This window comes from Sphingobacteriaceae bacterium (genome assembly GCA_002319075.1).
Taxonomy (GTDB): domain Bacteria; phylum Bacteroidota; class Bacteroidia; order B-17B0; family Aurantibacillaceae; genus Aurantibacillus.
Window position 1 is genome coordinate 1,761,339 of the sequence record NVQB01000001.1, and the last position, 14,163, is coordinate 1,775,501.

13 protein-coding genes are annotated in these 14,163 nt (G+C 38.7%); 10 read left to right on the plus strand and 3 right to left on the minus strand.

Translation table 11 applies throughout. The features are described from left to right. Positions 1-16: 16 nt before the first annotated feature. Complete coding sequence (locus CNR22_07805) at positions 17-520, minus strand: GNAT family N-acetyltransferase (protein PBQ34851.1); 504 nt, start codon at positions 518-520, stop codon at positions 17-19. Between the two features lie 164 nt (positions 521-684). Here CNR22_07805 and CNR22_07810 point away from each other — a divergent pair, with 164 nt between their 5' ends. The 3 genes from CNR22_07810 (at position 685) to CNR22_07820 (ending at position 2,364) form a co-directional block, all read left to right on the plus strand. Further along, on the plus strand, positions 685-1,521 hold the full coding sequence (locus tag CNR22_07810; protein PBQ31676.1) for a hypothetical protein: 837 nt from the start codon (positions 685-687) through the stop codon (positions 1,519-1,521). Between the two features lie 162 nt (positions 1,522-1,683). Further along, positions 1,684-2,097 carry a hypothetical protein gene (locus CNR22_07815; GenBank protein PBQ31677.1) on the plus strand — a complete coding sequence of 138 codons (414 nt, stop codon included), beginning with the start codon at positions 1,684-1,686 and terminating at the stop codon, positions 2,095-2,097. A 39-nt stretch (positions 2,098-2,136) separates the two neighbouring features. After that, positions 2,137-2,364: a hypothetical protein gene (locus CNR22_07820; GenBank protein ID PBQ31678.1), complete on the plus strand. Its 228-nt coding sequence runs from the start codon at positions 2,137-2,139 to the stop codon at positions 2,362-2,364. Positions 2,365-2,367: 3 nt separating this feature from the next. On the opposite strand, the gene CNR22_07825 is transcribed toward CNR22_07820, so the two are convergent. Then, complete coding sequence (locus CNR22_07825; GenBank protein ID PBQ31679.1) at positions 2,368-5,847, minus strand: hypothetical protein; 3,480 nt, start codon at positions 5,845-5,847, stop codon at positions 2,368-2,370. A gap of 95 nt (positions 5,848-5,942) precedes the next feature. Here CNR22_07825 and CNR22_07830 point away from each other — a divergent pair, with 95 nt between their 5' ends. After that, positions 5,943-6,173 (plus strand): hypothetical protein, encoded by a 231-nt coding sequence (locus tag CNR22_07830; protein PBQ31680.1) that lies wholly within the window; start codon positions 5,943-5,945, stop codon positions 6,171-6,173. A gap of 1 nt (position 6,174) precedes the next feature. On the opposite strand, the gene CNR22_07835 is transcribed toward CNR22_07830, so the two are convergent. Beyond that, positions 6,175-7,218 (minus strand): hypothetical protein, encoded by a 1,044-nt coding sequence (locus tag CNR22_07835; protein PBQ31681.1) that lies wholly within the window; start codon positions 7,216-7,218, stop codon positions 6,175-6,177. A gap of 120 nt (positions 7,219-7,338) precedes the next feature. Here CNR22_07835 and CNR22_07840 point away from each other — a divergent pair, with 120 nt between their 5' ends. From CNR22_07840 to CNR22_07865, 6 genes are all read left to right on the plus strand, one after another. Next, positions 7,339-9,003, plus strand: a complete 1,665-nt coding sequence (locus CNR22_07840) for a B12-binding domain-containing radical SAM protein (protein ID PBQ31682.1) — start codon at positions 7,339-7,341, stop codon at positions 9,001-9,003. A 235-nt stretch (positions 9,004-9,238) separates the two neighbouring features. Then, positions 9,239-10,204 (plus strand): hypothetical protein, encoded by a 966-nt coding sequence (locus CNR22_07845; GenBank protein PBQ31683.1) that lies wholly within the window; start codon positions 9,239-9,241, stop codon positions 10,202-10,204. Beyond that, positions 10,194-10,778, plus strand: coding sequence for a hypothetical protein (locus tag CNR22_07850; protein PBQ31684.1), 585 nt, complete (start codon positions 10,194-10,196; stop codon positions 10,776-10,778). The genes CNR22_07845 and CNR22_07850 overlap by 11 nt, the downstream gene beginning before the upstream one ends. 66 nt (positions 10,779-10,844) lie before the next feature. After that, the gene (locus tag CNR22_07855; protein PBQ31685.1) at positions 10,845-11,318 is read left to right on the plus strand and encodes a hypothetical protein; all 474 of its coding nucleotides are present in this window, start codon (positions 10,845-10,847) and stop codon (positions 11,316-11,318) included. 71 nt (positions 11,319-11,389) lie between these two features. Next, positions 11,390-12,490 carry a hypothetical protein gene (locus tag CNR22_07860; protein PBQ31686.1) on the plus strand — a complete coding sequence of 367 codons (1,101 nt, stop codon included), beginning with the start codon at positions 11,390-11,392 and terminating at the stop codon, positions 12,488-12,490. Between the two features lie 64 nt (positions 12,491-12,554). Continuing rightward, positions 12,555-14,039, plus strand: coding sequence for a magnesium chelatase (locus CNR22_07865; GenBank protein PBQ31687.1), 1,485 nt, complete (start codon positions 12,555-12,557; stop codon positions 14,037-14,039). The last annotated feature ends 124 nt before the right edge of the window (positions 14,040-14,163 follow it).

The following is a 14,163-nucleotide window of genomic DNA, read 5'->3' on the forward strand; positions in this document are numbered from 1 at the left end:
TCGGTCTTCTTAAAATTTAACCCAGTCTCTTCTCGTAGCAATAAAAACGTAGATTAGGACGATAACTCAAGTCGATTTCCCCTGCAAACGTATATCCCATTTTGGGAAACAGTTTTTGAGTGGCGGTATTCATGCTATTCGTATCCACTCTTAAAGTTTTAATGTTTCTGCGGATCGCTTCGTCTTCTGCTTTTTGTAAAAGCGCTTCGGCAATTCCTTTTCCACGATGATGTATACTCACAGCTAAACGATGCGTTACTATTGCTACTTCAGAGAGGTCCCAACCTACTTGTGCATACTCGGGATCCTGGTCTGTAGTAATGGCTGAGACACCAACAATTTTTTCATGCATAACAGCAACCCAAAGTTTATCATGTACTACATCGTCCGAGAATTTTTCCGGATTAGGATAATGATCGTCCCACTGAAAATTTCCAGAAGCATTCATGAGCGGAACGAGTTCTCTTACCATTACCATAATCTCGGGAATATCGCTGAGTGTAGCGAGACGTATAAGCATAACAAAATATTTAAAAGCAAATTTATAAATAAGTACGACTGCAAAAAAGAGCCCTGCACCAAATAAAAAATTTGTCGTTGATTTCTCCAATCTTCTCTTTGTTTGATACAATCTTCGCATCTTTAAATAATCTAGCTTTGTTATACATATAACCCCAGGCAATAATGAAATCTATACTCCATTCCTTTCCACTCCTAGCCACTTTATTTTTGTGGTGTAGTACGTGTCATAGTCAGTTTTTAAGTGAGAATTTTAATACCGGTATTCCTGCAAGCTGGACACAAAGTGCCACGGCCACCTGGAGTCTCAGCAATCTGGGCACCTCTGGTAGCGGTTGCATTGTTACCGAAGAAAACACTACCAATACCGTTATCGTTTCAATTTTTACACCAAGCATGGATCTAAGCGCTGTTACAAATCTTACTATTTCGTTTCAAGGGGCGGTTGTGAAAAACAATTTTGTCTGTCCCAATATAGTACTGTATTCTGAAACCGGTAGTGGACGGCAATTTTTATCTCGCTGGGGAAGTGGGTTTACCAGCAATACCACGCATACCATAAGTGAAGGTTTTGATTCGCAACCTCCCCTCGAATCATCGGCAATTTTTTGGGAAACGTGCACGCACACGCTCTCCGCTATCAACGGAAATGTGGTACGTTTTATCTTAGAGGCAGAGTTTGTAAATGGAGGGTATGTATTGCTTGACGACATTACAGTTAATGGCGTTGCCGCTACAACAACCTCATTATTTTCAGCTGCCCCACACATCCACGTTAATCTGTTTCCAAATCCCACCGCTACGAAAAAAATAACGCTTGACGGAACCGATTATACAGCCATCTATGTTTTTGACAATGCCGGAAAAATAGTATCCCCTGAGTATCATAAAAGAGAAACTTCTACAGATGTGATGCTAACAGATTTCCCGGCTGGCACGTATTATTTGAAAGCTGTTACCACAAAAAAAACCAGCATCACTAAAAAGCTTGTGGTAGAATAAAAAACTCTTCAGGTAATCATCGTACTGCTATTTTAAGAATAAATACCATTCGAAAAATCCCGGTATAGCCCTCGATTTTAGGTGCTTCTGCAGTCGCCCTACCCTCAGAACTCTTATGGTACAAAATTTGAATAGTTAATCATAACTAGTACATTTAGAGTTATGAAAAGAGTATTTGCCATTATTATAGGAGTTGCAGCGGGTTTTGCCATCGTCTTTATTGGCGATTCTACCACTCATGCGTTAAGTCCTTTACCCCAGGGAATAGACTATACAAACAGGGATGAAATGCGCGCATACATTGGCGGCATTCCCTTATATGTTCTTGTAATTATGGTGATCTTTTGGCTGGCTTCTGCTTTTTTAGGAGCAATGCTGGCTTCCCGCCTCCATCGGATTGAATGGAAACGCACCTCTTTGATTACGGGAGGGATTTTAATGGCAGCTGCTATTTTAAACCTTGCTATGCTCCCGCATCCTGCCTGGATGTGGATTTGCGCACTTGCAGGCTATATTCCTGCCGCTTTACTGGGTGGCTGGTTAGTTCGACCTAAAACAGTTAAACTACCCTGGTAGAATCGACCATAAAAATTAATTTGCTTACCTTTCGCCTTCATGAAAACTTACAAAAATCTTTCTGGTAATTCAGGAGTAGTGGCTTACGAAATAGGCAGAACTTTTATTAAAATAAAATTCGAGGGCGAAACCGGCATCTATACTTACGATTACAAGCGTCCTGGCAAATACGATGTAGAAATCATGAAAACTCTGGCGCAAAAGGGAGAAGGTTTAAGCACATACATCAGTGAGGAAGTCCGGACCAATTTTTCGTCCAAAAAATAATCACTAATATTTTACAACAATAAATCCAGTAAGTATTTTACTACGTCTTTCCGAAAATTCGAAAATGTAGTAATAAGTTGAAGGTGGTAATTTATCATGTCCCCAGGCATTTACATTTGCTTTTCCATCCCAGATTAATTCACTTCCCTCTTTGGTAAAGACTTTCGTTCCCCAGCGGTTGAAAATAGTGAGTTTAGCTGTTCGTCCGTTGAGGCCTTTTATTACAAACAAATCATTTCTTCCATCATCATCCGGAGAAAAACCTTCCGGAATAAAAAACTCAATGGGTTCTAATTCTATAGGTGTGGGCATGTTATTGTTGGTAGGATCGCCATCGTTATCAGGATCCCATGCAAAACCGTTGTTAGAACTGTCTCTGGTAATTAAATTAATTTTATCAGTAGCGAAACCAAGAACTGAACTCCTTAATATCCCTGAAAAGCCATTCGGGCGGACTAAAACTGTAAAACCAATTGTATCTCTTTTGTTTGCTGAAAGCGTGCTTGCAGAAGGAGAAACTAAATTCGTTTCTGAACTTCCATTAAATAAAGAATTAACCGTTAATAAAGAGTTTTTTGAGAGGAGTGTGGGGGCATCGATAACTGTATAGGACACGGGTGAATTAAATGTTGCAGTAAGATCATTAGTTAAGTTAACATTAATAAGATCTGAAGAAGAACTATTCCCTGCAGTTACAATAAAGCGAATACGGTAAAACTCTCCGGAAAATTGTTCTGGTGTTTCTGCTGCATTGGTTATACCTAAAGAAAGATTCACGCAAAGATTCACAATAACATTTACACTGGCATTGCTGCAGGCGGGATTATCACTCACAACAGTATAAGTTACAGAACTTGTAGGACTTACCACTATGCTGGGCGCAAACTCATTTCCAGGCGTCCAGGTATAATTGGAAGAACCTGAAGCTGTAAGCGTAATTGATTCTCCCGCACAAATTTCAGAACTCGAACTCGTGGCGGTAAGTACAGGGCTCTGTATAACGTTTACCTGAACCGTTGCAATGGAAGAACAACCAAAAGAATTTGTTCCGATAGCAGAATAAGTAACACTCGTTAATGGGGATACATTAATGGTGTTTGAAGGAGCTGGATTGTTAAGTGTAAGCCATGTGAGAACCGGAGCACCAACAACTGCAAGTGTAGAGCTAAACCCTAAGCAAATGGTGGCGGGTGAAGCTGTAGTGAGCAATTGCGGGGATGGAAAAACAGTTACAGGAACTGTAAAAGAAGAGGTGCAGTTTCCATTCGCTCCTGTTACTGTATAAGCTGTAGTTGCAAACGGGCTAACGGTAAGCGAAGGGCCGCTTAAATCTCCTGGAAGCCAAAAGTACTCTGTAGCACCATTCGCAGTTAGAGTCAGGCTTTTTCCGGCACAAAGTGTTGCACTAGAACTTACTGCAGTGACGGTAGGTGTGATATTCACAGAAATTGTTACCGCCGCTGTTCCAGTGCAGGCTCCAAGTTGTGCAACCGCAATGTAGGTCGTTGTGATACTTGGGCTAACAGAAACTAAGGGTCCCGAATTTGGCGATACTTCAGCTGCAGGCAACCAGTTATAATTTGCAGATGAACTGACAAGTAAAGTAACAGGCGGCCCCGGAAAGCAAGTTAGTGTTGAAGAAGGGGTGATGCTGAAGTCCAGGGGACTTAATACGCTTGTTATAGCTATACTCGCTGTTGCCGTGCAACCCGTATTTGTATTGGTAACAACAACAGAATAAATTCCGGGAAGCGTGACATTTTGAATGGGAGAATTTGAACTGCCGGAAATTCCCGGGCCAGTCCAGCTGACTGTATTGGCGGGCGACGCAGGCGAATAAGTAAGATCTACGCTGGTATTGTTACAAAGATTTCCTGAAGCACTTAAAGTAATATCAAATCCAACTTTTACAGCTACGGTAGCGCTTGAAAGACAGGATCCGCTCTCTCCCAGTACAGTATATGTCGTGGATGCAGCAGGGTTATCAGTAACACTTGCACCGGTACTATTAAGCGGCAACCAGGTATAGGTATTAGCACCCGAAGCGCTAAGAGTGCAGGTGGTACCAGGACATAAAATAGTTGGCGTAACGGACGCAAGTAGAGGTTGTGTTGTACCCAAAAAAATGGTCCACGTTTCTGAAGAAGTACATCCAGATGAATTACTTCCGGTAACCGTATAGATTGTTGTTACAACCGGGCTCACTGTAATGTTGGGCCCCTGGGTGCCTCCGGGGAGCCATGTATAGCTATTTGCACCATTGGCGCTTATAGTTACCGTACTTCCACCACAGATAGTTGTATCGGAGCTTGAAATGAATAAAGTTGGCGTGGGTAAAACATTTTGCACCCTTATTAAAGTTGAACTACATGCGCCATTAGAACCGTATACCGTATAAGTTGTTTGAGCTGTTGGGCTAATAACTACAGATGCCGTAGAACCGAAGCCAACCCAGGTATATGTAATGGCGCCTGTTGCAGTCAATGTAGCTTGACTACCTGCACAAATACTTGGCGGATTAATGCTTGCACCCATAGTAGGGGTTGGACTTACTATGAGGGCAACAGTTGCCTGAGAAGCGCAGGGAGAACTTACAGTATATATTGTAGTACTTGAAGGGTTAACTACAACAGAAGCCGTTGTTGCTCCGCCAGGATTCCAGGTATAGGGCCCAATACCATTAGCAGTAAGCGTTGCCGAACTTCCCGAGCAAATTGTACTCATGGAGGAAATAGCCGACAAAGTTCCTGAACTGTTACCGCTGGAAGTATACAATTGCTGAATCTCACAAGGTGTAAGCGTTCTGTCCCAAATACCAATATCATCCAGTCCGCCGTGAAAAAAACTCGGTGCGGGTGTATAGACAATCTTCCCGAAATGCACATTAAAGTTATTGACCGTGCTTAATACAGTTGCAGGCATAAAGGAATGCAACACAGTGGTAAGCAAAACACCATCCTGATATATTTCCACCGAACTTAAAGTTGTGGTGTTACATTGAAAAATGTAATGATGCCATACATCGTCAAATTCGTAATTATGTCCTTCATAGGTCATTGCACAATCTGCACCACCAATCGTTACCCCAGCTACCTGGTAGTTAAAACCGCAGTCGAAACGTTTACCCGCATTTGGATTGAATTGATTGTCGCCCCAGGCGACTGCTGTCATACCCGCAATAGAATCGGTGGTTCGTGCCCAAAATGATACTGCGCGTGCGTTTGTGCCCAGAATACCCGCATAATTTGTAGAAATATAATCCGATGACCCGTTAAAATTATAGGCTGTATTAGCACTTGAAAACCGATCACTTGTCTGCGAAGCTCCATTTACCGTTCCATGGTTTCCATTGCCACTAACATCATTCGCATTGCCGTTAAATACCCAAAAACCGGTCAAACCAACGGTTGGTACATATGCAGGAAGCTGCGCATTCATTTTAAAAATGCACAGCCAAAGAAGAAGGGCACTTATTTTTTTCATGCCAAAGATTTAATATTCATACCAAAAATGAGATTATTTAAAGATAAGAAATAATCACTCACCTCGTTCACGAAAATTGTTGCTTATCTTGGGGCATGAAAAAGTTAACCGGATTTTTATTAATTGCTGCAGGAAGTATTCTTATCATTTTCTCTATCCTGATTCTTATAAGAGCCTTTGACACTTATACCAGCATGGGATCAAGCACTGAGAGTATGGGCTATACAATTGGCAGCGTTATTTTTCCGTTATTACTTACTGTTATCGGAAGATGGATCTATCGAAAAGGCCGCGGATTTTTGAAAAACAACCCGGTTAAAAATTAACTTATTCTTTACGAAGCCATTTCAGCATAGGCTTTTCAAAAATGCTATTGATAAGTTTGGCTACACAGAGAAGTACAAAAAAATAAATCAGGAAAAACCAATTTGATTTTACAAAAGGCTCTCCTGCTATCCTAGCACTGACAACCCACACAGGGTATTGAAAAATAAATAATCCGTAACTCAGATTTCCAAAATTACTCACGTGCTTGTAGGAAAGTATTTTATGAACGACTGATTTATCGTAATAAAGTGCAACTATCAAAAGCATAAATACCGGACAAAGCAACCCGTTATGCACATACTTTAAAAAAGGATTCGGAATAAAAATAATGTACGCCATGATCAATATGCCCAGTAACAGCATAAGCAGAGTGTACTTACTTATAAACCTTTCATATTTATTAATTGCGACAAATCTCGCTGCCGTCATTCCGAAAAAGAAAGTTGACAAATGCCACAGGGGAAAACTGCTTATAAACTCCTCCGAAATTTTTGTTGCATTATAGACATATTTTACAAAAAGAAAATGTTGAAGAGATTGCAAGAACCAGGTAATCAGGGTAACGATCATTAGCTTTTCTAATTTCACAGACATCATCCATTTTAAAAGAAATGGAAATACGAGATAAAAAATAAGTTCTACCGAAATAGACCAGGTGGGATAATTTAAATCTAATACATGACCAGGATTCAGGCTCTGCAGACCAAAAGCATGAAGGAGTATATTCAATCCTTTTGGAGAGGCATCTTTAATAAAAATCACTACCAGAAGCGTCCACACAAATGCCAACCAGTATAAAGGAAAAATTCGGGTGAGGCGGCGTCTGTAAAAAAACTTTGCCGTTAAACCTGCAACCTGCCTGGCATAAACCATGCACATTACAAAACCTGAAATAAAGAAAAAGAAGGAAACACGAAAACTGCTGTTTACTATAAGTGTTTTTAAAACAGGAAGATTAAATGGATAATAAGCCACGCCGTAGTGGAAGAGAATTACACTTACGGCCAGTACAAATCTTATAAAATTTAGGGGATAAAAATACACAGATCTAAAAGTTAAGTGTCAAATCTACTTAAATTTTACTAAGAGACGTTATCCGGTTCCTTTAAAAAAGACCATGACTTTGGCGTAGAAACACCGAACAAAAGCGTATCTTTGCCGGCCATGCGCGTACTACTTACCACACTAAATGCCAAATACATTCACACGAATTTAGCTATTCGTTTATTGTATGAATTAAACCAGAACAAGGAAGGACTGGAGTGGAAAGAATTTACCATCAAAGAACCTAAAGAGGAAGTAGCAGAATGGTGCAGCAAGTTTGATGTAGTTGCATTCAGTTGTTACATATGGAACATCACGCAAACACTTGAAGTAGCGCAAAAAATAAAACTGCTGAACCCGGAAACAAAAATTTTATTGGGCGGACCTGAAGTAAGTTATGAATACGATGCGGTTATAGCACTAGATCATGTTGACTTTATAATTGCTGGCGAAGGCGAAACTGCTTTTGCTTCATTTTTAGAATCTTACCCAAATATTTCGCAGGTTCCTAACCTGATTTATAAAGCTGAAGACAAAGTACTTGCAAATCCAAGCGCTCCCATGTTTGATCTGAAGAATTTTGCAGAAAGCATGCCTTACCGCTTTGATAACCCTGAAGAGCTTGCAAATAAAGTTCTTTACATAGAAACCTCCCGCGGCTGTCCTTACAAATGTGAATTTTGTTTAGCGAGTCTCGACAACAAAGTACGTTATTTGCCCGATGCCAGTATAAAAGCTACACTTTTGCACATGATGCAAAATGGTAAAGTCATAAAGTTTCTAGATCGCACTTTTAATATTAAACGGGATTTTACCATTGATATCTTCAAATTTATTCTGGAACATTACCGTCATGAAAATGTTTTTCAGTTTGAAATAACCGCTGATATTCTTCATCCAGATATCATCAAATTTATTCATGAAAATGTTCCGAAAGATCTTTTTCGTTTTGAGATCGGCATACAAACCGTAAATCAAAAAGCCAATCTCGAGGTGAGTCGCAAACAAAGTTTTGAAAAAACAAAAAGTATTATCAAGCAGTTAGACTATAAGGTTGAAATGCATCTTGACCTGATTGTTGGCCTGCCTCTGGATTATTGGGAAGATATTAAATACAGTATTGAAGAAACTTTTAAACTCTTTGCGCCTGAAATGCAGTTGGGATTTCTGAAATTTTTAAAAGGCACAACAATGCGTAACAAAGAACAGCATCAGTTTGTCTACGATCCTCTGCCACCTTATCAAATTATTGAAAGCAAATACTTATCCAAAGAACAATTAGCCGATATTGTAAAACTCGAAAACGCACTCGAAATTTACTGGAATAGCAAAAAGGCTGTTAATACTTTAAAATATGTCTCAGCACATTATAGCATTTTTGATTTTCTGCTGGGTTTAGGAAAATATTTTGGCACACTTCGCGAATACCACAAGTATTCGATGAATGATGTTTTTGAAATAGCTACTGCGTTTGTAGAAAAAGAATATCCAAATGATATTGTTTTAAAACAATTACTCGCAATTGACTATTACCTTCATTTTAAAGTAAAACCACAGATTCTGTTTTTGGAAGAAATTTCTAAATCAGAAAAAAACAGAGTTATTGAAAAATTAGCTCTGAACCATCATAAGTTCAGGTACGCTATCATTGAAATTAGTTTTGATTTTAGATTTTTCCTGGAAACAAACACCATTCAAAAAACTCCTTACCATTTTATTGCCCAATACGACGGCATTAAAAAAGCAACCCTGATTGATCCAGTTTCCCTTGCGTACGCGGTTTAAAAGAAAATTAAATTTATGTTTTCTGTTTTTACCTTGTTTTTCATTTATTCACCTCCAGCTGCTCGTGAAAATACTCTTAAGTGCAACCTCAAAGTTTATCAATACGTTAAAATAGTCATATTTTAGCGTTGTGAAATTTTTACGTTTTCTATACTTCAGTAGCAGTCTGATTTTATTTTTTCCTGTTAAATCTCAAATTGTAAGTCAATTCAATTGGAATTCTAACCCGGTCTTAATGTCAGTCGTTGGGCCTACCGCTACTTCTGCCGGAAGTAGCGCCACTTCAAGTACAGGCGGAGTTGGAGCCACAAATGGTTTAAATCCAGGCTCACCCAACACCGATATAAATCTCACCGTTCCCAACACCGGAAATGTTTTTGACATACCAAGTCTTGATGTGAGCATTGATTACAGAAGAAATGAATCTGTGGCCACGATGTTTAAAAGGACCACTTTTTCTTCCAACAATGGCGCTGCTAACTTTAGAATGACCTACAGAGTAGTAACAGGAACCGTTGTAACAACAGTTACTTCAAGTAATGTCGCTATACCGCAGGATAACACTTTTCGCAATTACCGTTTCACTTACGACAATTGTTCAGGAACAGGACAAATGTATGTGGATAATGTTAGCGTATGGACGAGTCCAACACTTACTCCTAATCAAAATCTTTATTGGTCAGGTGATGGAAGTATGGTTATTGGTCAGGATATGGATGGCGCCGGTAATAACGTTCCGAACCTTGATAATTTCATTTATCAAAACCTTACCTGCGCCGCAGTGCTTCCTGTTGAACTTTTGTCTTTTAGCGGTTATTCGAATGGCCAAAAAAACATTCTAAAGTGGGCTACAGCCACAGAGAGCAATAACAATTATTTTACTATTGAACACAGCAGCGACGGAGAGAATTGGACCGAAGTAAAAAAAGTTTATGGCGCCGGTACTACAAGTTCACGCAGAGACTATTCAACTTTTATAAATGAGCCCGAAAAAATAGTGAACTATTATCGACTAAAGCAAACTGATTTTGATGGACAAAATAAAAAGTTTAAATCTATTTTTGTCGACAATTCTGCTTCCGGCGAGGCTAAAGTGTTAAAGACACTGGATTTGCTTGGCAGAGAAGTAAATGATACTTACACAGGTGTAAAGCTTATTTATTTTTCGGATGGAAGCGTTGTAAAAACAATTGCTGAATAATACTATGTCCAAAATACCTCAACCACAAGAACTTTTTAAGAACATTGATTTTTCCACTGAACATAGTTTTCGCAAAGAGTTTGAATATTGTGAATTCATTTCCTGTATTTTTCCTGATCTCTCAAACTTAATTTTTAGAGACTGCATTTTCAGAAATTGCAATTTTAGTAATTTAAAAACACACCAGAGTATCTTACAAAATTGCCTGTATAAAGACTGCAAACTTCTTGGGGTTAATTTCTCTGGCGCTAAGGATTTTGCATTTGAAATTCATTTTGACAATTGCAATTTAGATTACAGTTCTTTTGATAAAAAGAAACTCAATAAAAGCAGTTTTAAAAATTCTAAAATTCATGGCGCTAATTTCACACAGGCCGATCTTTCGAAATGTACTGTTTCCAATTGCGATTTTTACGAGGCCCTTTTTTCAGGAACAAATCTTTCCGGATTAGATCTTAGCACCTCAGTCAACTTTACTATTGATCCGGAATTGAATAAAATTAAGAAAGCGAAATTCGCTCTGCGCAGTTTACCCGGTCTGTTGCAACGTTACGAAATACAGGTTGAAAATTGATCTTTTAGTTACCTAACATTTATTTAAAATTCATACATTTAAATATCTTTTCAGGTAGCACTTATGATGAAGCATCCCATTTTTAAATACGCGAGCATTGTTATTTTATTTCTCATTCCGATAGCCATCACTTTTTCAGGATGTGCAAAAGATCCGGATGAGCCGGCCGACGAAACACCCGATACACCAGCAGCAACCACTCCAAAATTTACCTGGACGCTTAGCGGTAGTACTTTAGTTACAGCTGATGACTCTTATTTTGTTTCTCAGTTCAGTAATATCTATGCTTCTAAAACAAACGGCATGAGTGTAGACATTAATCTTTCAGATCTGAATACTGGAAATCACACAATTGCACCTTCCAACGGTGTAACTTTAGAATACACAAGCACTACCACCACCTTGAACGCAACTTCAGGATCAGTTGTTATCTCAGAAAATACAGGCACAAGCGTTTCCGGCAGTTTTACCTGCAACCTCAGTGGCGGCGGCAGTACAAGCACCATTATAGGTGACTTCATCCATCTGCCCAAAAAATGAGATTCTAATTTGTTTTAATTAACATTAGTTTCCTCCATTTTTACTGAACTTTATAACTCCAAAATTGTTTTATAACCGTGTCAGGATTCAGATTTAAAAATTTTCTTGCAGATCCCAAATCAAAGTTCGATGAGCTTTTTAAGATCTTCAAACAACTTATAACACACACCAGTGGTGACGTGGAAGAGGCGCTCGACTGGTTTAAAGAACTCGATAAAGAATATGAACTCACAAACCCCGAGTATACTCTTGAAGACTTTGTAAACGACCTTAAAAAAAGAGGTTATCTCAAAGAAAAAAAAGATGGAACAGGTGGTTTATCCATCACTCCAAAAACTGAACAAGCCATCCGCAACAATGCACTCGAACATATCTTCGGAAAATTAAAAAAGGGCGCGTCGGGAAATCACAAAACAAAGTTTACCGGAAAAAACGGCGAAGAGACCAGTATGGATCTTAGAGCGTACGAGTTTGGAGATTCACCTCAAAGCATCGCTATGATTGAATCGCTTAAGCAAGCACAGATCAATCACGGATTGGATGATTTTCGCCTGACAGAAAACGACCTTCTTGTTGGCGAACAGGAATTTAAAACTCAAACTGCTACTGTGCTTATGATCGACATCAGTCACAGTATGATTCTTTATGGTGAAGACCGCATTACACCAGCAAAAATGGTTGCAATGGCTATGGCTGAAATGGTAAAAAGAAACTATCCCAAAGATAGTCTTGATATTATTGTGTTTGGTGATGATGCCTGGCCAATACAATTAAAGGACTTACCTTATTTACAAGTAGGCCCTTATCATACCAATACCGTTGCTGGACTAGAGCTTGCCATGTCTATTCTCCGCAAGAAAAAAGCCACCAACAAACATATTTTTATGATCACTGATGGTAAACCATCCTGCATAAAAGAAAATGGACAGTATTATAAAAACAGTAACGGACTCGATCGACGCATTGTAAATAAATGCCTGACGTTAGCGGCGGCCTGCAAAAGGAGTAAAATTGAGATAACAACTTTTATGGTGGCGCGCGATAATTACCTGAAAAGCTTTATCGATGAATTTACAGAAGCAAATCAGGGAAAGGCCTATTTTACAGGTCTTAAAGGCTTGGGCGAAATGATCTTCAGAGATTACACGAATAAAAAGAGTAAAAAAATATAATTAATTGAGCTGTAATAAGAGATACTACTCTTAGCAACACGAAATATAAAACGCGAAATAAACCATGAGTCAACCTTCCATAAAAACATTAGGAGAATTAAAAAAATCGGGATATAAATTTTTAAGCATTAAAGACGAATTGCGCGAAAACCTGATTAAAAGATTAAAAAATAAGGAAGAAATTTTTGAAGGCATTTTCGGTTATGAAGAAACCGTTATACCCGAATTGCAAAGAGCAATTTTAAGTCGCCACAACATATTATTTCTTGGATTAAGAGGTCAGGCTAAAACGAAAATGGCCCGGCAGCTGGTAAATTTGCTTGATGAGTATATTCCTGTAATAGCCGGGAGTCCTTTAAACGACGATCCTATGCAGCCTATCTCGAATTTTGCCAGAAATTTAATTGCTGAGAAAAAAGACGCAACGCCCATAAACTGGATTCACAGAAGTGATCGTTTTGCTGAAAAATTAGCGACTCCGGATGTGAGTGTTGCCGATTTGATTGGAGACCTTGACCCTATTAAAGCGGCTAATTTAAAATTATCTTTCTCTGATGAGAATGTTATTCATTATGGTTTAATTCCAAGAAGTAACCGTTTTATTTTTGTTATTAATGAATTGCCCGATCTACAAGCGCGTCTGCAAGTGGCACTATTCAACATATTGCAGGAAGGTGATGTTCAGATTCGTGGATTTAATTTAAGAATTCCATTAGACCTTCAATTTGTTTTTACCGCAAATCCAGAAGATTATACAAATCGTGGCAGTATTGTTACGCCTTTAAAAGACAGAATTGGTTCCCAAATTTTGACACACTATCCTAAATCGATCGAGCACTCTAAACAAATCACACAAGATCAGGCAAAATTAAATTCAGACCAGAAAAAAATTGAGATCCCCGAAATTCTGAAAAATCTTGTTGAACAAATTGCGATAGAAGCAAGAACAAGTGAATTTGTAGATTCAAAAAGTGGTGTGAGTGCTCGTTTAACAATCAGCGCTTACGAAAGTATGATCAGCGCTGCTGAATTACGCTTCTTAACCAACAATCAGCCTTATAGCTTTGCAAGGATCAGCGATCTTTATGGTGCTATTCCGGCTATTAACGGTAAAATTGAATTGGTTTATGAAGGAGAGCAGGAAGGGCCTGCCGTGATAGCGCAGAATCTTATCAGTCTGGCCATTCGTAATTTATTTGTGCAGTTGTTCCCAGATCCTGCAAAATTAAAACGCAAAAAAGAAAGTTCTGAATATTCAGAAATCGTGGGCTGGTTTGCTCAAAATAATATTCTTGACTTGTTAGATAAAGAAACCGACAAGGTATATAACGCTGCGTTAACTATGATTGATGGTCTTGATGAATTGGTAACTAAACATTATCCAAAATTAAAAGGCCCAGAAAAAACCACTCTTATGGAATTTGCTTTACACGGATTAGCTGAGCATTCTCTCTTAAGCAAAAATAAATTAGTGGATGGCACCAGCTTTAAAGATTATTTTGGTTCGCTGATGAACCAGGGTTATAACTTTGATAAGGGAGAAAATTAAAATACTCTTGTTACAAAAAAGAAAACCCCTTCTCCATTGAAAAGGGGTTTTCTTTTTATAAAATTACCTCATCAAGAATAAACATCCAGTGGATGCCAGAGCCAGCTGATAATAGTTCGAAAGA